At 66.8% G+C, this 16884-nt stretch carries 19 protein-coding genes; 7 read left to right on the top strand and 12 right to left on the bottom strand.

Going from position 1 to position 16884, the window contains the following annotated elements:
- Positions 1 to 3 precede the first annotated feature (3 nt).
- The 3 genes from NNX37_RS11690 to NNX37_RS11680 form a co-directional block, all read right to left on the bottom strand.
- A complete protein-coding gene (locus NNX37_RS11690; RefSeq protein WP_255792913.1) occupies positions 4 to 423 on the bottom strand; it encodes a hypothetical protein in 420 nt (139 codons plus the stop codon).
- Between the two features lie 82 nt (positions 424 to 505).
- Positions 506 to 1042: a hypothetical protein gene (locus NNX37_RS11685; RefSeq protein ID WP_255792911.1), complete on the bottom strand. Its 537-nt coding sequence runs from the start codon at positions 1040 to 1042 to the stop codon at positions 506 to 508.
- Positions 1042 to 1626, bottom strand: coding sequence for a hypothetical protein (locus tag NNX37_RS11680; protein ID WP_255792910.1), 585 nt, complete (start codon positions 1624 to 1626; stop codon positions 1042 to 1044). The genes NNX37_RS11685 and NNX37_RS11680 overlap by 1 nt, the downstream gene beginning before the upstream one ends.
- 173 nt (positions 1627 to 1799) lie before the next feature.
- Here NNX37_RS11680 and NNX37_RS11675 point away from each other — a divergent pair, with 173 nt between their 5' ends.
- On the top strand, positions 1800 to 2300 hold the full coding sequence (locus tag NNX37_RS11675) for a GNAT family N-acetyltransferase (RefSeq protein ID WP_255792908.1): 501 nt from the start codon (positions 1800 to 1802) through the stop codon (positions 2298 to 2300).
- A gap of 41 nt (positions 2301 to 2341) precedes the next feature.
- On the opposite strand, the gene ligK is transcribed toward NNX37_RS11675, so the two are convergent.
- Genes ligK through NNX37_RS11660 form a run of 3 tightly spaced genes read right to left on the bottom strand, consistent with a single transcriptional unit; the run spans position 2342 to position 5296 of the window.
- Positions 2342 to 3025, bottom strand: a complete 684-nt coding sequence (ligK, locus tag NNX37_RS11670; RefSeq protein WP_255792906.1) for a 4-carboxy-4-hydroxy-2-oxoadipate aldolase/oxaloacetate decarboxylase — start codon at positions 3023 to 3025, stop codon at positions 2342 to 2344.
- Entirely contained in the window at positions 3018 to 4073 is a 1056-nt protein-coding gene (locus NNX37_RS11665; protein WP_255792904.1) for an amidohydrolase family protein, read from the bottom strand. The genes ligK and NNX37_RS11665 overlap by 8 nt, the downstream gene beginning before the upstream one ends.
- Positions 4070 to 5296, bottom strand: a complete 1227-nt coding sequence (locus NNX37_RS11660; protein ID WP_255792903.1) for a 4-oxalomesaconate tautomerase — start codon at positions 5294 to 5296, stop codon at positions 4070 to 4072. The genes NNX37_RS11665 and NNX37_RS11660 overlap by 4 nt, the downstream gene beginning before the upstream one ends.
- A 192-nt stretch (positions 5297 to 5488) precedes the next feature.
- On the opposite strand from NNX37_RS11660, the gene NNX37_RS11655 reads away from it, so the two are divergent.
- Positions 5489 to 5860: an SdpI family protein gene (locus tag NNX37_RS11655; protein ID WP_255792902.1), complete on the top strand. Its 372-nt coding sequence runs from the start codon at positions 5489 to 5491 to the stop codon at positions 5858 to 5860.
- A gap of 356 nt (positions 5861 to 6216) precedes the next feature.
- Here the strand turns inward: NNX37_RS11655 and NNX37_RS11650 are convergent, their stop codons facing one another.
- Positions 6217 to 6876, bottom strand: a complete 660-nt coding sequence (locus NNX37_RS11650; RefSeq protein ID WP_255792901.1) for a GntR family transcriptional regulator — start codon at positions 6874 to 6876, stop codon at positions 6217 to 6219.
- A 161-nt stretch (positions 6877 to 7037) separates the two neighbouring features.
- On the opposite strand from NNX37_RS11650, the gene NNX37_RS11645 reads away from it, so the two are divergent.
- Together NNX37_RS11645 and NNX37_RS11640 are read left to right on the top strand one after the other, a co-directional pair.
- Complete coding sequence (locus NNX37_RS11645; RefSeq protein ID WP_255792900.1) at positions 7038 to 7811, top strand: NAD(P)-dependent oxidoreductase; 774 nt, start codon at positions 7038 to 7040, stop codon at positions 7809 to 7811.
- A 137-nt stretch (positions 7812 to 7948) separates the two neighbouring features.
- Positions 7949 to 8911 carry a catechol 2,3-dioxygenase gene (locus NNX37_RS11640; RefSeq protein WP_255792899.1) on the top strand — a complete coding sequence of 321 codons (963 nt, stop codon included), beginning with the start codon at positions 7949 to 7951 and terminating at the stop codon, positions 8909 to 8911.
- A gap of 97 nt (positions 8912 to 9008) precedes the next feature.
- Here the strand turns inward: NNX37_RS11640 and NNX37_RS11635 are convergent, their stop codons facing one another.
- From NNX37_RS11635 to NNX37_RS11615, 5 genes are all read right to left on the bottom strand, one after another.
- A complete protein-coding gene (locus NNX37_RS11635; RefSeq protein WP_255792898.1) occupies positions 9009 to 9887 on the bottom strand; it encodes an ABC transporter ATP-binding protein in 879 nt (292 codons plus the stop codon).
- Positions 9877 to 10650, bottom strand: a complete 774-nt coding sequence (locus tag NNX37_RS11630; RefSeq protein WP_255792897.1) for an ABC transporter permease — start codon at positions 10648 to 10650, stop codon at positions 9877 to 9879. The genes NNX37_RS11635 and NNX37_RS11630 overlap by 11 nt, the downstream gene beginning before the upstream one ends.
- The gene (locus NNX37_RS11625; protein ID WP_255792895.1) at positions 10647 to 11486 is read right to left on the bottom strand and encodes an ABC transporter permease; all 840 of its coding nucleotides are present in this window, start codon (positions 11484 to 11486) and stop codon (positions 10647 to 10649) included. Before NNX37_RS11625 ends, NNX37_RS11630 begins: the two co-directional genes overlap by 4 nt.
- Entirely contained in the window at positions 11486 to 12466 is a 981-nt protein-coding gene (locus tag NNX37_RS11620) for an ABC transporter substrate-binding protein (RefSeq protein ID WP_308206318.1), read from the bottom strand. The genes NNX37_RS11625 and NNX37_RS11620 overlap by 1 nt, the downstream gene beginning before the upstream one ends.
- Before the next feature lie 143 nt (positions 12467 to 12609).
- A complete protein-coding gene (locus tag NNX37_RS11615) occupies positions 12610 to 13692 on the bottom strand; it encodes a PLP-dependent cysteine synthase family protein (protein WP_255792894.1) in 1083 nt (360 codons plus the stop codon).
- 146 nt (positions 13693 to 13838) lie between these two features.
- On the opposite strand from NNX37_RS11615, the gene NNX37_RS11610 reads away from it, so the two are divergent.
- The 3 genes from NNX37_RS11610 (at position 13839) to NNX37_RS11600 (ending at position 16482) form a co-directional block, all read left to right on the top strand.
- Positions 13839 to 15014, top strand: a complete 1176-nt coding sequence (locus NNX37_RS11610) for an SDR family oxidoreductase (RefSeq protein WP_255792892.1) — start codon at positions 13839 to 13841, stop codon at positions 15012 to 15014.
- Between the two features lie 99 nt (positions 15015 to 15113).
- Complete coding sequence (locus tag NNX37_RS11605) at positions 15114 to 15956, top strand: NADP-dependent oxidoreductase (protein ID WP_255792891.1); 843 nt, start codon at positions 15114 to 15116, stop codon at positions 15954 to 15956.
- Positions 15957 to 16254: 298 nt separating this feature from the next.
- Positions 16255 to 16482 (top strand): hypothetical protein, encoded by a 228-nt coding sequence (locus NNX37_RS11600; RefSeq protein ID WP_255792890.1) that lies wholly within the window; start codon positions 16255 to 16257, stop codon positions 16480 to 16482.
- Positions 16483 to 16884 lie beyond the last annotated feature (402 nt).

The raw sequence follows: 16884 nt of genomic DNA, 5'->3' as shown, positions 1-16884 counted from the left end.
AACCTACAGCTGGATGGCCGCGGCCATCTCGTTGACGAAATCCTCGGTCTCGGCGGCATTCCGGAAGCCGTAGGACACTTCCCGCACTGCGTCCTGCCGGGAGCGGGGCACGGCGTGGTACTTGACGGCGGCGAAATTGCCCGGTTCGGTAACGGGGCCCACCAGCGGACGGCCATGCATCCGGGCGAACTGCCGCAGGGTCGGATCGATCCGCCACTGATCCGTCTCCACCCAGAAGTGGTCCCCCATGCCCGAACTGCCGCTGGCCACCCGCACATCCTCCAGCCCGGCGGCTGCCATCAGCCAGGCGAGGGTGAAGGATGTCGGAGCTCCCAGCCCTGACCCGTAGGGAATATGGGTCTCCGCCACGGCTGCTGCCTGTTCTGCGAGGTCGGTGGCTTCCTTGAGGCTGAGTGTCTGCATACTTCTATGGTCTCAGCCGTCGGGCACAAAGCCCGCCGCCGTTCCGCCGGACGGGGTACGTGGCCTTCCGCACAGCCTCGAATCAGGCGGCTGCCTCCGTGCCTGGCCGGCGCATCCGGTCGGTTGCACGCCGGACCAATGGATCGCCTTCAGCGTTCTGCAGCAGGCGGTCAAAGTCCATCAGCCCCACGTCCCCGCATTTGAAGGACAGCCTGGCTTCCGGCCTGCTGCCGGCCGCGGTGGGCTTCCGCCGTCCGGTGAGCGCGATGCGAAGCTGCCCGCCGCCGTCGTCGTTGACCTGCAGCTGCCGTTTCGCGGCCAGTTCCCGGACGCCTTTCGCGTCCACTGCAGGGGCGTTGTAGAAATACTCGCGGACCACGCGGGTGAGTGATTCCGCGTCCGCACGGTCCTGCCGGGGCCAGCGGACCAGCTTGTCCGCGGCTGCCTGGACAGGATGAACAAGGAAACCGATCCCGATAAGCAGGGTCAGCAGATCACCGCCGCCCAGAACAAGGAACAGCATCGCCGCAATGCCCAGGCCCACAATGGTGCGGACGGAGTAGGGATGCCGGGGGTGAAGCGGAACGGTAACCAGAACCGGTTGGACCTGCGCCGCCATCAGGACCAGCCTCCCTTCAGGCCTGCCAGTGCCTCTGCCTCGCGTGCCAGCCGCGCCGCATCGCGCAGCTCGCTGTCGTAGCGGCTTCGGCTCCGGATCAACGGGTCCTCTTCGGCGGCCGCTTCGAGGGAGCGCAGCCGGCTTCGGTGGTTCTCCGCCGTCTGCGCCAGTTTCAACTGCGCCTTGGAACTTGTCAGTTTTTGCATCAATTCCTCCACACGGGATTCCTTCGCACGGACAACCTCAAAATGGTGGTGCGCCGTGGCTTCGATGCGTACCGCCAGCTCATACATGCGGCGCGCAGTTTCGGCGAGGGTGACGGCCTGCCCTCCGGCCAGGCGCTCCTCGGCAATAACGGCCTCCAGCGCTTTCAACCGGGCTTCGTAGGAGCGCATCACCATGCTGTAGTGCCGCATCACTTCCCAGGCGGCGCGGACCTGGTTCCGCAGCACCTCCCGGCGCCCGGCCGTGGCTACAATCGCGGTGTCGAGCCGGGCACAGGTCTGGCTGTAGCTGTCCACCGGCTCGGAAGCTCCGAACTGCGCCTGCGCTATTCTGCGGACCCGCCTGAGATTTTCGCCCACAGCTGCCTCTCTACGGTCGGTCGCTGGACCAGGAAAGAGCGCCCCGTCGGATGCGGCGCCTCAACGGCTCCTGACGGCGGCAACGGTGATCCGGTTCCATTAACCCTGCCCGTGCCCTGCCCGCCCGGTCAATGGAAGACGCCGGATTGCGGGCCCTGTGCGAGACTGCGGGCATGGAAATCCGGCCCGCCGCCTTGCTCAACGGTTCCTTCCACGTGCGACGGGCGGAGCCCGACGACGTCGCCCCGATTGTGGCTCTGCTCCAGGCCGACGCCCCGGACTCCAGTGAGACTCCGGCAGACGGCCAGGCCCTGGAACCGTATCAGCGGGCCTTTGACGCCATTGCCGCGGATCCGGCCAACTTCCTGGCTGCGGTTGAGGATGCGACCGGACAGATTGCCGGGACACTGCAACTGACACTGATTCCCTGCCTGGCCGTAGGCGGAGCAACCCGGCTGCAGATAGAGGCCGTCCATGTGCGGGCCGATCTCAGGTCCAACGGACTCGGCACCGCCATGATGGACTGGGCAGCGGCCGAGGGGCGGCGGAACGGTGCGGAGCTGGTCCAGCTCACCTCCAACGCGAAGCGGGACTCTGCCCACCGCTTCTATCAGCGGCTGGGCTTTGAGGCCTCCCACATCGGGTTCAAGCGCTACTACCCGCCGTTGCCGTAGCGGGCGGTATCTCCGCCGGCCCACGCATCGCCGACGTCCGGCTAGTCGATATAGCGGAGCCCGGCAGCTTCCAGTGGCCCCCGCATCGAGTACATGTCCAGTCCGAGTTCTCCCTCGGCGAGGCGTTTCCGTTTGGCCGCCTCATTGTCTTCCCGTTTCTTCGAGGCGGCGGCAACGTCGGCGGCGCGGGCGGCAGGAACGACGACGACGCCGTCCACATCCGCCACTACCACGTCCCCGGGGTTCACCAGGGCGTTGGCGCACACGATGGGAACATTCACCGATCCCAGGGTCGCCTTGACCGTCCCCTTGGAGTTGATGGCCCGCGAGAACACGGGGAAGTCCATTTCCTGCAGGGCGGCTGCGTCCCGGCAGCCGCCGTCGATCACCAGACCCACACCGCCGCGGGCACGCACCGAGGTGGCCAGCAGCTCGCCGAAGAAGCCGTCTTCGCTTTCCGTGGTGCAGGCTGCCACCAGCACGTCGCCGGGCTGGAGCTGTTCAACGGCCACGTGCAGCATCCAGTTGTCCCCCGGCTGCAGCAGCACGGTCACGGCCGGGCCGCAGAGACTGGCACCCGGGTAGACGGGGCGCATGTAGGGCCGCATCAGCCCCAGCCTGCCCAGAGCCTCGTGCACGGTGCTGGTTCCATACGGAGCCAGGGCATCGACGTCGGCCTGCGGGGCACGGGTGATGCTGCGGTGGACCACTCCAAGTTCATGCATGGGTGCTGCTCCTTTGGGGTTCGCGGCCCTGCCTCGTCAGCAGCGCATCGAGGCGCGGATAGACGGCACGGGCATTGTTTTCGCGGATGTCCTCGAGTTCTTCGCCGGTGAGCCCGGCGTTGGCCAGGTAGCGTCCGGTGTCGTCGAAGTTGAAGCCCGTGGCGGGGTCGGCGTCGCGCACCGCACCGATCATCTCGGAGGCGAACAGGATATTGCGGGTGGGCATCACCTCCAGCAGCAGGTCAATGCCGGGCTGATGGTAGACGCAGGTGTCGAAGAAGACGTTGTTGAGCAGGTGTTCCTCCAACGGCGGCTTCTTCAGGGCCATGGCCAGCCCGCGGAACCGCCCCCAGTGGTACGGCGCGGCTCCTCCGCCGTGCGGAATGACAAATTTCAGCTCCGGGAAGTCCTTAAACAGGTCACCCTGGATCAGCTGCATCACCGCCGTGGTGTCCGCGTTGAGGTAGTGGGCGCCCGTGGTGTGGAAGGCGGGGTTCACGCTGGTGCTCACATGGATCATCGCGGGCAGCCCGTACTCGACCATCTTTTCGTACATCGGGTACCAGGAGCGGTCCGTCAGCGGCGGGGAGGTCCAGTAGCCGCCCGAGGGGTCCGGGTTGAGGTTCAACGCCACGGCACCGTACTCGTTGACGCAGCGTTCCAGTTCCGGGATGCAGGTTGCCGGGTCCACGCCGGGTGACTGCGGCAGCATGGCCGCCGGAACAAAGCGCTCCGGGAAGAGCTCACTGACCCGGAAGCACAGCTCATTGCAGATAGCCGCCCAGGCGGCGGAGGTGGAGAAGTCCCCCACATGGTGCGCCATGAAGGAGGCCCGGGGCGAGAAAACAGTCAGGTCAATGCCGCGCTCATCCATCAGGCGCAGCTGGTTCGCGGAGATGCTTTCCCGCAGTTCGTCATCGCTGATGATCAGGTCCGCCGGGTCCGGGGCAGCTGAGCCGGGCTCCGCGAGCGCCGCGGTCTGCCGGTCGCGCCAGGCGCCCAGGGCCGGCGGAGCGGTGGTGTAGTGGCCGTGGCAGTCAATGATCATCGGGCATTCTCCTCTGCTGCTGCTGCCCCGGTGCTCCGGAGACTGCGCGGAACGAAAACTTCGCCGGCCATGATCAGCCGGGCCGTGCGCAGCAGTGCGGATTTGGTGACGTGCTGCGGGTCCTGCGGGTCCAGCCCGAGTTCCACGGTGAATTCCCCGGAGGGATGCTCCACCGACACCGTCACGTCCCCGCCGCGGCCGGCATCCGTCACCGTGCTGACGTCCCGTGCCACGGTGCCGTCAATGACGCAGGCGGTGGCAGCGGTGACAGCGGCCAGTACTCCGATGGACTCGTGGCAGACGTGCGGGATGAAGCTGCGGGTGGTGATGGTGCCTCCGTGTGCCGGCGGGGCTATGAGCGTCATCTTGGGGTAGTTCTTGGCGGTGACGTCGCCCAGGCCCATCAGGTGCCCGCACTGGAGCCGCAGTGCCTCCAGGCTCTGCTTCAGCTCGGCGTCACGGTTCAGGTCAGCGGCGGATTCGTAGCCCGTGCGGCCCAGGTCCCCGGCCCGGATCATCACCAGCGGCTGGCCGTTGTCGATGCACGTCACGCGGACCAACCTCACGCCGTCGAGCTCCACCGTGTCGCTGGGGCTGCCGGTGGGCAGCAGCGACTCACACACGGAACCGGCCGTGTCCAGGAAGTTGATGGTGACGGCCGCCGCGGTTCCGGGAACGCCGTCGATCCCCGCATCTCCGGCGTACTCGACAACCCTGCCGTCGTCCCCGGCCGGCGTCGGAATGCTGATGTCAGCGACCATGCCCGTGTTCAGCGTCAGGACCCGGGCAGTGGTGGTGTCGCCGTCGGGAACGAGCAACCCGGCCTCCACCGCGAACGGTACGACGGCGGCAAGCATGTTTCCGCAGTTGGCGGTGGTGTCCACGGTGTCGCCGGCGGGCTGCAGCTGCGCAAACTGGAATTCGAGGTCCACACCGTCCCGGCTGCTGACGTCCACTATCCCCACCTTGCTGGTGAGCGGATTGCCGCCGCCGAGCCCGTCGATCTGCAGCGGGTGCGGGGAGCCGAGGGCGGCAAGCAGGACCGCGTCCCGGCGTTCGATGTCCCTGCCGGCCGGCAGGTCTGCCCGGCGGAAGAACGGCCCGCGGGAGGTTCCTCCGCGCATAAACCAGCAGGGAATGCCGAGCTGGCTGCCGCGCAGGGAACCGGAGGGAACCGAGGGGGACGCTGCTGTGGTCTGCACCACCAGAATGTACCTCGTCAACTATATTGTTGACAATAACGGCGACAAAGGCCGAGGCGGCGGATTCCGCGCTCTCCGCCCACCGCGGGAGGTCAGCCTCTCCCGGCGGTGCTTGCCCTATGCGCTAGATTCGATGCATGACTACGGGGATATATGTTTTGGGCAGTCCACTGCCGGCCGGTTGCGGCCTGCCTCATCTGGGGGCGGCAGACCATGTCTGAGGAGCTCGGCGGCCTGATTCCCCTGTTGCTTGTCCTCATCCTCCTGCCGGGCGTCTGCGTTGCAGTTACACGCCAGGCAGCTGAAGGGCTTATCGGGGCAAATGCTTCCATGGGGATCCGCACCCGCCACACAAAGGCGTCCGATGCGGCGTGGATTGCCGGACACAGGGCAGCCTTGCCTGTGGTGAAGAAAATGTGGCCTGTTGCTGGTCTCGGACTGTTGGCGGCGGTGGCCGCACAGGTGCTGGCCGGCGGCCCGACGGGTATCGGTATTACCTTCCTGACCCTGGTCTTCCTGATGGTGATCCTCTTCCGGGCTGCCGCAGCCGCCAACCGCGCCGCGCGCTCCGTCGACGGGGACTAGATGTACTGAGGGGGTTCACCTCCCTCGCACAGCCGCAGGGCTTCCCAGCCGGTGGGACTGGAGGGGCGCATGTGATCCCACGGGCACCATCAGCCCCACCCGGTGGGACCCTGTGCTGTCGAGACCGGGTCCGGCCGCAGGCTATCCCAGCCGGTGGTGCTGAAGTGGCGCATGTGACCCCACCAGCAACAACCGCACCACCCAGTGGGACGCTGTGCTGCAAGACCGCCCCAGGCCGCAGGCCATCCCAGCCGGTGGTGCTGAAGTGGCGCATGTGACCCCACGGGCACCATCAGCCCCACCCGGTGGGACCCTGTGCTGTCGAGGCCATTCCAGACCGCACGGGCCCCGCCCAGCTAGTGCGAGGCAGCAGATCCTGCCCGGCGGATGGCGTCCGCGATGCTCGCCATGTGGGCTTCCATGATCTCGGCAGCCTGATCACCTTCCCCGGTGCAAATGGCCTCGATGATCTCCACATGTTCCGGCAGGGAAACACTGGCACGCCCCGGCTGAACCGCAAGCCGGAACTGGTGGCGCACATTCTGCGCCCGCAGCCTTTCGATGGTGGCCCCGGCGGTGCCCTGCCCGCTGATTTCCACAATCCGCCGGTGCAGCCTGGAGTTGATCTCCGAATAGCGCATCAGTTCCCCGGCCTTCACCGCGGAGGTCATCTCCTCGGCCATCTGCCGGAGTTCGGCGACCTGGCCGGCGTCGATCCGTTCCGCAGCCTTGCGGGCACACAGTGCCTCCAGCACGCCGCGGACTTCAATGATTTCCACGGCTTCTTCCACAGGCACTGACCGTACGCGGGCTCCGCGGTTCTGCACCCGCTCCACCACGCCCTCGACGGCCAGTTCGGCCAGGGCGGAGCGAACGGCACTGCGGCTCGCACCGAATTGGGTGCAGAGGTCTGCTTCCACGAGCCGCTGGGACGGAACAAGCTCGCCGTCAAGAATGGCCGTACGGATTGCGTCGGCCACCTGCGCAGCGTTACTCGTGGGCACTGCTGGTGTCATCGGTTACTCCTTGGCGAAACGGCTTCCGTTTCCCCGTCATTTTTACTGTCACGTCAAGTTATCACTGCAACGCAGGCTCTCAGCTCCGGGTACCGCCGCCGCGCTTGGAATTGTTGACAATCATGGCAATAATCGGCGGACGGCTACGAAAGGAATGAACCATGACTGCGGTGACCGTACTGGGGCTGGGCGAAGCCGGACGCTTGTACGCCCTCGGACTGGCGGCGGCCGGCGCGGACGTGCGCGGCTATGACCCCTTCACCGACGCACGCGGCGCGGGCATCTGCCAGTTCGACTCGCCGGCGCAGGCCCTGGCCGGAACCGACCTGGCGATCAGCCTGGTCGGGGCCGCTGCCGCCCGCAGCGTCGCGGAGCAGGTGCTCCCGCTGCTTCCGCCCGGTGCGGTGTTCGCGGATTTCAACACCTCCGGCCCGGAGAGCAAAGCCGAACTGGCCGACCTCGCCGCGGGCTTCGGCATACCGCTGGTGGACGTGGCGGTTATGGCACCCGTACCCCGTGCCGGCAGCCGGACCCCGCTGCTCGCCAGCGGGACTGCGGCGGACGGATTCGCGGCACTGATGACAGGTCTCGGCGCACCGGTGGAGACGGTTCCCGGTGCCGCCGGAGCAGCAGCCGGGCGGAAGCTGCTGCGCAGTGTGTTTATGAAGGGGCTGGCAGGGCTGGTACTGGAATGCCAGGCGGCCGGACAGGCGGCGGGCTCCGAGGAGTGGCTCCTGGCGGAAATCGCCGGGGAACTGGGCCCGGGCGGCGCGGAGCTGGTGGCACGCCTTCTTCAGGGCTCGCACACGCACGCGGTGCGGCGCGCCCACGAGGTGGAGGATTCCCTTGCTTACCTCGGCTCGCTCTCCACGCCGGCATGGATGACCGAAGGCACCCTGCACTGGCTGTCCGCCCTGGCCGCCGAGCACGCATGAGCACCGCATGAGCACGGCATTGTCTGCGAAATTGTTGACACTACCGGGAGCCGCTGGTTGACTCTCAGCACCGCTTCAGGGACGGCAGGCAGGCAACGACGCCCGTGCCGATCGAGCAGACTGCAAAGGACACCGCTATGGCTAGTGCTTTTCGCGACGTGGCCCACTTGGGCTTCGTGGAACTCTATACCCCGGATTTCGACAGGAGCCTCTGGTTCTTCACCGAGCTGCTGGCAATGCGCGAAGTCGCGCGGGACGGCGATTCCGCCTATCTGCATGCCTGGGACGACTACGAGCACCACACCATCAAGCTGACCGCCCACGAGACCTCCGGCGTCGGACGCCTGGGCCTGCGCGCCGCCAGCGAGGAAGCGCTACAGCGCCGCGTCGCAGCCATCGAGGCAGCTGGGCGCGGTGTCGGCTGGCACGACGGCGGCCCGGGCATGGGCAAGACCTACGCCTTCACGGACCCGGACGGGCATCCGATGGACATCTACTTCGACAGCGAATGGCACGTCCCCACCGAGGAGTCGCGGCCGGCCCTGAAGAACCAGGCGGACCGCTTCCCGGGCCGCGGGGTTAATGCCCGCCGGCTGGACCACGTGAACTTCCTGGGCGCCGACGTCGCCGAGAACGGCCGCTTCGTCGAGGAGGTACTGGGCGGCAAACCCACCGAGCAGATCCGGCTGGACAACGGCACGCTGTCCGGCCAGTGGTTTACCTTCTCCAACAAGTCCTATGACCTGGTGTACAGCGGTGACTGGACCGGCAGCAGCGGCCGGCTGCACCACGTCGCGTTCGCCACCGACACCCGCGAAGACATCCTCAAAGCCGCGGACATCTTCCTGGAAAACGGCATCCACATTGAAACCGGGCCGCACAAGCACGCCATCCAGCAGACCTTCTTCCTGTACGTGTACGAGCCCGGCGGCAACCGGATCGAATTCTGCAACGCCGGTGCCCGCCTGATCCTGGCTCCGGACTGGAAAACCATCGAATGGTCCGAAGCCGAGCGTGCCAAGGGCCAGGCCTGGGGCATGAAGACCATCAGCACCTTCCATACCCACGGCACTCCCCCGGTGGAGCTGCCCGCCGGCTAGCCGGGCAGGACAACCCTCCGGGTACGTATGTTCGACGGCGGCCCCTCCTTGTGCAGGAGGGGCCGCCGTCGTCGATTAGGAGTCGAGCGGGCAGGACCTAGGCGAGCGCCGCGTCCGGCCGGTGGCCCTTCTTCGCCAGTTGGATCTGCTCGTAGACATGGTGGCGCAGCTCGGTGAAGCGCGGCATTCCCCGGGTCTCCAGCTGGTCGCGGTCCTCCGGGAGATCGATTCGGATGTCCTCCTGCACCACGGTGGGCGAGGAGGACAGGATGATGACGCGTTCGCCGAGGTAGACGGATTCGTCGATGTCGTGCGTGACGAACAGGATGGTCATCCCCAGGTCCTTCCACAGCCGGCGGGTGAGGTCCTCCAGGTCCGCGCGGGTCTGGGCGTCGACGGCGGCAAACGGCTCATCCATCAGCAGTACCTCCGGCTGGTACGCCACCGCGCGGGCGATGGCGACCCGCTGCTGCATACCTCCGGACAGCTGCCAGGGGTAGGACTTGGGCACGTCCGCCAGCCCCACCGCTTCCAGGGCGTCGGCAACCCGCTGCCGGCGTTCCGGCTTGGGCACGCCGGCATTCTTCAGGGGCAGCTCCACGTTGTCCTCGACCCGCAGCCAGGGGAACAGGGAGCGGCCGTATTCCTGGAACACCACCGCCATCTTCTTGGGCGGCGCGGTCACCTTTTTCCCGTCGAGCAACACCTCCCCCTCGGTGGCTCCGAGCAGCCCGGCGATGCACTTGAGCAGGGTGGTCTTGCCGGAGCCGGAAGGACCGACCAGGCAGGCCAGTTCGCCGTGGCCCAGATCGAAGGTGAGGTTGCGGACCGCTTCGATGGGACCGCCGTCGGTGGAGTAGACCTTTTTCAGCCCGCGGACCGAGAGCAGCGCTTCCCCCTCGGGCAGGGTACGCCCGGAGGGTACAGGGCCCTGGGGTGCCGGAGTTGTTTTGGCGGGGATGGCGTCAGGCTGCATTTTCTACCTCTTTAAGGCCGTGGTACCAGCGCAGCACGCGCCGTTCGCACCATTGGAAGATCAGGGACAGGGCCAGGCCGATCAGGCCGAGCACCAGGATGCCGGACCACATTTCCGGGATGGCGAAGGAGCGCTGGAACTGCAGGATAGTGAAGCCCAGCCCCGAGGAGGAACCGAACATCTCCGAAATGACCATGAGAATCAGGCCGATGGACAGCGACTGCCGGATGCCGGCCATGATCACCGGTGTGGCAGAAGGCAGCACCTGGTAGCGGATCCGGTTCAGCCCCGAGATGCCGTAGGACCGGGTTGTTTCGTTCTGCACCGGATCGATGGAGCGCACTCCTTCGATGGTGTTCAGCAGTACCGGCCAGATGCAGCCGACCACAATCACGGCAACCTTCATGCCGTCATTAAGCCCCACCAGCAGGAGCAGCACCGGCACCAGCACCGGGGGCGGCAGGGCACGGAAGAACTCGAAGACGGGTTCGGTCAGCGCCCGCAGCGTCCGGTTCAGGCCCACCAGCAGTCCGACGACGATGCCCAGGCTGATCGCGATGGCCAGCCCGACGAGCAGCCGGCCCACCGACGGCAGGACATCGGCGGTGATCCGCCCCTCCAACCAGGTGGGGCCGAAGACCTCCGCCAGGGCAGCGGGGGTGGGCACGAAGAAGTTCGGTTCGCCGCGGGTGGATGCCCACCACAGGAGCACCAGCAACAGGGGCAGCGCAACTACGTAGCCCACACTCTTGAGCGTCTTCACAGCACTACCTCTCCGCGGACGGACGGATGCCAGGCCAACAGGCGCTGCTCGGCCTGACGCATCACGATATTGATCGCCAGACCCAGCAGGCCGGTGGCCAGCACCAGGGCGTACATGCCGGAGACGGCACCGCCGGACTGGGCCATGGAAATCTCGTTCCCAAGCCCCGGCGAGCCGATGATCAGTTCGGCAGTGATGGCCAGGATCAGAGCCACGGAGGCCGCCAGGCGTATGCCCGTCATCAGGTAGGGCAGCACGGTGGGAAAGACCACGTACCGGATCCGCTGCAGTTTGGAGAAGCCATAGGACTGTGCGGTCTGTGTTGCCACGTTGTCGACGTCGGCCACCCCGTAGAGCACCTGAATCAGCACCTGCCAGAAGCAGGCATAAATAATCAGCATCAAGGACGATTCGATTTTGACGCCGAACAGCAGCACGGCCAGCGGGATCAGGGCCACGGAGGGAACCGGGCGCAGGAACTCGATGGTGGAGTTGGTAAAGCGGCGAAGGAACGGACTCATGCCGATCACCAGCCCCAGGATGCCGGCGGCGACGACGGCGGCCGCGAGGCCGATGCCCCAGGCCATCAGGGTGTGGCCCACGGCCACCCAGAAGGCTGTGAGTCCGAAGTCCCGGATGAGGGCCATGATCACCTCCGAGGCGGGGGGCAGGAAGCGGGGCTCGACCAGGCCGACTGCCGGAACCAGTTCCCAGATCAACAGGAAGCCGAGGACCCCGGCCAGGCCCAGCACCCACTTCGGCACGGGGCGGCGCGTGCCCGTTCGGGCTGCGCGTGGCTGCGCAGCCCGGCCGGGTTTCAGCACTTCAGTACTCATTACGGCAGCAGCTCATCCAGTTTCGGCTCTTCACTGATCAAACCGTCACTGAGGGAAAGCTCCGCAAGCGTTTCCACGCCTGCACGGTTGATCTCCGTGGTGAAGCTGGGCAGGATAAGGGCCTGTGCGGTCTCGGCGTCGATCTTCGTGTAGGTGAGCAGGACGTCGCGGACGGCGTCCGGGTTCTCCTGCGCATATTCCAGGGACTTGTTCATGGCCGCCGTGAACTTCTCCACCGTTTCGGCGTCCTCTTCGGCCTTTGCCGACGTCGTGAAGTAGGCACCGACGGCGAGGTTCTCCGCGGTATCCACGTAGTTGGACGCGATCCGGGTGGACCCGGCGTTCTGCCCGCCCGTCAGGAAGGGCTCCACCACCTGGATGGCGTCCACCTGGCCGCGTTCCAGGGCAGCCTGCATATCGGGGAAGGCCAGCTCGACGAATTCGATGCCCGACGGGTCGCCGCCGGCCTTGCGCACCGCGGCGCGGACGGTGGTGTCATTAATATTGTTGAGCGTATTTACGGCCACCTTCTTGCCGGCGAGGTCCGCCGCCGATCCGATTCCCGAACCCGGGCTGACCAAGATGCCGCCGAAGTCCGCGCCGTCAACACCTGTCGACGCTGCACCGGCGGTCACCACCTGCACATCCAGGCCCTTGGACTGGGCCAACAGCATCGAGGAGATGTTGCTGAACCCGAAGTCCATGCTGCCGCTCATGACAGCGGGAACAATGGCCGCGCCGCCCTGAGCGGGCTGCAGTTCCAGCTCCAGGCCCTCCGCTTCGAAGAATCCCTCCTGGACGCCGAGGTAGATCGGAGCAACGTCAACGATGGGAATGACTCCGACCGTCACCTGGGTGAGGTCCCCGCCGGCGCCGCCGGTGCCTTCGGTTTCCCCGCTGGGCGAGCCCGAGCCGCAGCCGGCAAGAGCCAGGACCGCAGCGGAGGCTGCCAGCACCCTAAGAAGTGGCTTCATTGTCATTCCCCGGTTCCGTGATGAAAAGTTAGCTAAGTCACACACGGTATTTTTGGTAAACATGATTGTCAACAATTTCGGGTAACGATCAATGGGGTTCCTGCAGCCCCTGTCTGCGGGTGCCGCCCCGGGCCGGTCCTGCGGACGGATCAGCCCGCCGGCCACCGTCCGGTCCGGAACAGTTCCTCCAGCACGGCCGCGGCCGGCGCTGGATCCAGTCCGCGCGACGCCAGCCACGCGTCGTCGCCGTAGGAGGCGGTGTACCGGTCCCCCGAGTCGCACACCAGCGACACGATGCTCCCGGCACGGCCGTCCGCTTCCAGGGCCGCCGCCAGCTGCCACACGCCCCAGAGGTTCGTGCCGGTGGAGGGCCCGGCATGCAGGCCGGTCAGCCGGCGCAGGTGCCGTGAGGCTGCCACCGAGGCAGCATCCGGGACCTGGATCATGTGGTCAATGACGGCCGGAACGAAGCTGGGTTCCCGTCGAGGCCTGCCGATGCCTTCGATCCGGGAGGGCCGCCCCACGGCGGGCTCCCCCGGGTTCTGCCAGGCGGGGAAGAACGCGGAATTCTCCGGGTCCACCACCGCCAGCCGCGTGGGGTACCGGTGGTACCGGATATAGCGGCCGATCGTGGCGCTGGTGCCGCCCGTGCCGGCGCCCACGACAATCCAGTCCGGCAGCGGATGGTCTTCCCTTGCCATCTGCGAAAAGATCGACTCGGCAATATTGTTGTTGCCCCGCCAGTCAGTGGCGCGTTCGGCGTAGGTGAACTGATCCATGTAGTGGCCGCCGGTGCTCGCCGCGACAGCCTCCGCAGCGGCATAGACCTCCGACGGATCCTGGACAAAGTGGCAACGCCCGCCGTAGTGCTCGATCAGCCGGATCTTCTCCGCGCTGGTGGTCTGCGGCATCACTGCCACGAACGGCAGCCCCAGCAGCTGGGCGAAATAGGCTTCGGAGACAGCGGTCGAACCGCTGGAGGCCTCCACGATCGTGGTGCCCTCCGTGATCCAGCCGTTCACCAGGCCGAAGAGGAACAAGGAACGGGCCAGGCGGTGCTTGAGACTGCCGGTGCGGTGGGTGGACTCGTCCTTGAGATAGATCTGCACCGACCAGCCGGCGGGGACCGGAACCTGGAACAGGTGCGTGTCCGCCGAACGTGCCCCCTCGGCTTCGATGCGGCGGATGGCGGTCTCGGCCCAGGTGCGGTCCGGAAGCGTAAGAGTGTTCACCTTTCAACCCTACGTTCGGCAGCGGGGCGGAGGATCACCGTCAAGTTGGTGCGCATCCACCTTTCCGGATTTCATAAGCACCCTGATGATCGATATCGTCGTGGTACTGGCCGTTGACCAGGTATTACGGAATCACCAGGAGAACCATGGACAACATCCCGGAATCAGCCGCTGAATCACATGCCGGCACCGACCCGACGCCCGGCATCATCGAACAGGACCAGGCCCGCACCGCAGCACGGCCCCAGGCGCAGGACACCGGCACCGTGCTTGTGGCCGGTGCCGGCGGTGTCATCGGCCGGCACGCCGCGGACGAGTATGCCCGCCGCGGCTGGAAGGTACGCGGCGCCAGCCGCCGTCCTGTGCCCGGCGCAGGCTGGGAACACCTGTCGGTGGACCTGCTGGATGCCGGCAAGGCCCGCGAAGGCCTGGCCCCGGCGTCGGACACCACTCATCTGGTCTTCGGTGCCTATATTGAGCGCCCGACGTCGGCCGAACTGTCCGAGGTCAACACCGCTCTCCTGCGCAACACCTTGGACGGCCTGCACGCCGCCGGTGCACCGCTGCGCCACGTCACGCTCTATCAGGGCGGAAAGGCGTACGGCGCACACCTGGGCTACTTCAACGCCCCGGCCAAGGAACGGGATCCGCGGCTGATCCAGCCGAACTTCTACTACGACCAGGAGGACCTGCTGCGCGAGGTGGCCGTAGAGCGCGGCTTCACCCTGAGCGTGCTGCGTCCCGAGGGCGTGATCGGCTACGCCACCGGCAACCCGATGAACCTGCTCATGGCCATTGCGGTCTACGCCAGCATCAGCAAGGAACTGGGCCAGCCGCTGCGCTTCCCCGGCACCGTGGCTGCCTACGATGCCCTGTACCAGGTCACCGACGCCGAGCTGCTGGCCCGCGCAGCCGTATGGGCGGGTTCGGAGCCCGCCGCCGCAGGGGAAATCTTCAACATCACCAACGGGGACCAGTTCCGCTGGCGGCAGCTCTGGCCGGCCTTCGCCAAGTACTTCGGCATGGAGTACGCGGAACCGCAGCCGGTGCCCCTCACGGACGCGATGCCGCAGTACCGTGCCCTCTGGGAGCAGATGACCGAACGGTACGGCCTCGAACAGATTCCCTATGAGGACCTGGTCCGCTGGGAATTCGCCGACTTCATTTTCCGCTCGGAGTTCGACAACGTCTCCTCCACCATCAAGGCACGGCAGGCCGGCTTTACCGACTGCCTGGACTCGGAAGACCGGTTCCTGGAGCTCTTTGACCGGCTGGCACAACAGCGCATCATTCCGGGGCCCACGGCCCCGCTGCATCAGTAAGAGGAGTTCCAAGTGAAGATTGTTGGCATCCGTGCCTTCGGCGGCCCCGAGGCCCTGGAGGTCCTCGACGTACCCTAACCCCACGCCGGACCCGGCGAGGTGCGCATCCGGGTACGGGCTGCAGCCGTCAGCCCCACCGACACCGTGCTGCGGTCCGGCGCCCAGGACATGGGCGGGCAGGAACCGCCCTATATTCCGGGCATGGACGCCGCCGGAGTCGTGGACGAGGTGGGCGCCGGCGCCGGTTGGCGGATCGGTGACGAAGTCATGGCCCTGGCCCTGCCCCGGGCCGCACGCCGGGGCGCCTACACCGAATACCTGGTGGCGCCGTCGGACTCCATTGCCCGCATCCCGGCCGGCATCGGATTAGAGGCCGCCGCCACCCTGCCGATGAACGGCCTCACCGCAGTGCAGACCTTGGAGAAGCTGGACCTTGCCGAAGGCTCCGTGCTGGCCATTACCGGTGCCGCCGGAACGCTCGGCAACTACCTGATCCAGTTGGCCAAGGATGCCGGGCTGACCGTCGTCGCCGATGCCGCCGAACAGGACGCCGATCTAGTGGCGGCACTGGGCGCAGACCATGTGGTGGAACGCGGCGACGACGTGGCCGAACGGATCCGGGAGCTTTTCCCCGACGGGGTGGACGCCGTGGCGGACGCAGCCGTGATGAACGAGCTGGCGGCGGGTGCCGTGCGCGACGGCGGCGGCTTCGCCACTGTGCGCGGGTGGGACGGCGATCCCGGCCGCGGCATTACGGTGCATCCGATCCGGGTCGGCGAGGAATACTCCTCCGGCGCGAAGCTGGACCGGCTGCGGGCGCTGGCCGAAGCGGACCTGCTCAGCCCGCGGATCGCCGATGTCCTGCCTGCCGAGCGGGCGGCCGAAGCACACCGCCGGCTGGAGGCCGGCGGCCTGCGCGGCCGGATTGTGCTCACTTTCTAACCTGCCCGACGACGACGGCGGCACCTGCCCCAGGTGCCGCCGTCGTCGTTGTTGCAGCAGGTTTTCGAGAGGGACTACCCGGCGGACGGACCCGCTGTTATGGTCATCGGCATGGGACTCCTCATATTCGAGTAGCGCTGCCGTTACCGACCGCAGACAACCAGTTCAGAGCTTGTTGAGGCCCGGCCTCCGAGCCCGTCCGTCTGCCCGCAGATCCCGCTGGTGGAACCTGCACGCCATTGTGCCCGGACGGCGCCCCTGATCTTCGCTTCAACGGCCGTAACCCCTTGGAGACACCATGCGTGCACCGAAAAAGAAAAAGCCCGAATCCGCGCAACCCGTCCTTCCGCCCGTGGAGATCCATCTCGCTCCGGCGGCCGAAGCACGGCTGAGCCAGGCGGGCACCCACCTGCCCGGCTCCGCTCCCGAGAGTGCCCTGCCCGGCTGGCAAAGCCTGGGCAAGGACCACAAACCCACCCACCCGAACACGAAGCAAGGCCCGCGGGAGCGGAAGGTCCGCTGGTAAAAACCTGAAAGGCATCGTCGGCAGCCCCGCTCCCTCCCGAGCGGGGCTGCCACCTTAACTCCCCGCCGGGAGCAGGGAAACGTTCATCGAAAGGGCCGCACCGGCAGCCCGAATCAAGGTGCCGTCTGGTGGGGTCCGGGGCCGTTCCGTCATGCTGGAAGGGAGGCAGCGGCCGGCATCCGCGCCCGCCCGCAAAAGAGCGGCAGACAGCATAATTTCCGGGCCGGCAGATGGCAAATCGGGGCGAAGTTCCGTCCGGTGCCGAACAGGAGCTCCGGCGGAGTGGTCTGCAATACGTCGATATCGTTAATTCTGGTGCCAGGCAGGCACTCCCCCATGTCTGCACCGCCGCGGACCGCTGCAGGAGTACCGGAACCGGGTGCCGCAATGCCGGAACTGCGG

Origin of the sequence: Arthrobacter zhaoxinii (genome assembly GCF_024385505.1) — a bacterium.
GTDB lineage: Bacteria > Actinomycetota > Actinomycetes > Actinomycetales > Micrococcaceae > Arthrobacter_B > Arthrobacter_B zhaoxinii.
This window is presented reverse-complemented; position numbering and strand designations above follow the sequence as displayed.

Excerpts from the sequence above, each read along its gene's own strand:
- NNX37_RS11690 (WP_255792913.1), bottom strand. The coding sequence starts at position 423 with ATGCAGACACTCAGCCTCAAGGAAGCCACCGACCTCGCAGAACAGGCA.
- NNX37_RS11635 (WP_255792898.1), bottom strand. The coding sequence starts at position 9,887 with ATGCAGCCTGACGCCATCCCCGCCAAAACAACTCCGGCACCCCAGGGC.
- NNX37_RS11610 (WP_255792892.1), top strand. The coding sequence starts at position 13,839 with ATGGACAACATCCCGGAATCAGCCGCTGAATCACATGCCGGCACCGAC.
- NNX37_RS11625 (WP_255792895.1), bottom strand. The coding sequence starts at position 11,486 with ATGAGTACTGAAGTGCTGAAACCCGGCCGGGCTGCGCAGCCACGCGCA.
- NNX37_RS11655 (WP_255792902.1), top strand. The coding sequence starts at position 5,489 with ATGTCTGAGGAGCTCGGCGGCCTGATTCCCCTGTTGCTTGTCCTCATC.
- NNX37_RS11685 (WP_255792911.1), bottom strand. The coding sequence starts at position 1,042 with ATGGCGGCGCAGGTCCAACCGGTTCTGGTTACCGTTCCGCTTCACCCC.
- NNX37_RS11675 (WP_255792908.1), top strand. The coding sequence starts at position 1,800 with ATGGAAATCCGGCCCGCCGCCTTGCTCAACGGTTCCTTCCACGTGCGA.
- ligK (WP_255792906.1), bottom strand. The coding sequence starts at position 3,025 with ATGCATGAACTTGGAGTGGTCCACCGCAGCATCACCCGTGCCCCGCAG.
- NNX37_RS11640 (WP_255792899.1), top strand. The coding sequence starts at position 7,949 with ATGGCTAGTGCTTTTCGCGACGTGGCCCACTTGGGCTTCGTGGAACTC.
- NNX37_RS11650 (WP_255792901.1), bottom strand. The coding sequence starts at position 6,876 with ATGACACCAGCAGTGCCCACGAGTAACGCTGCGCAGGTGGCCGACGCA.
- NNX37_RS11645 (WP_255792900.1), top strand. The coding sequence starts at position 7,038 with ATGACTGCGGTGACCGTACTGGGGCTGGGCGAAGCCGGACGCTTGTAC.
- NNX37_RS11600 (WP_255792890.1), top strand. The coding sequence starts at position 16,255 with ATGCGTGCACCGAAAAAGAAAAAGCCCGAATCCGCGCAACCCGTCCTT.
- NNX37_RS11665 (WP_255792904.1), bottom strand. The coding sequence starts at position 4,073 with ATGATCATTGACTGCCACGGCCACTACACCACCGCTCCGCCGGCCCTG.
- NNX37_RS11620 (WP_308206318.1), bottom strand. The coding sequence starts at position 12,466 with ATGACAATGAAGCCACTTCTTAGGGTGCTGGCAGCCTCCGCTGCGGTC.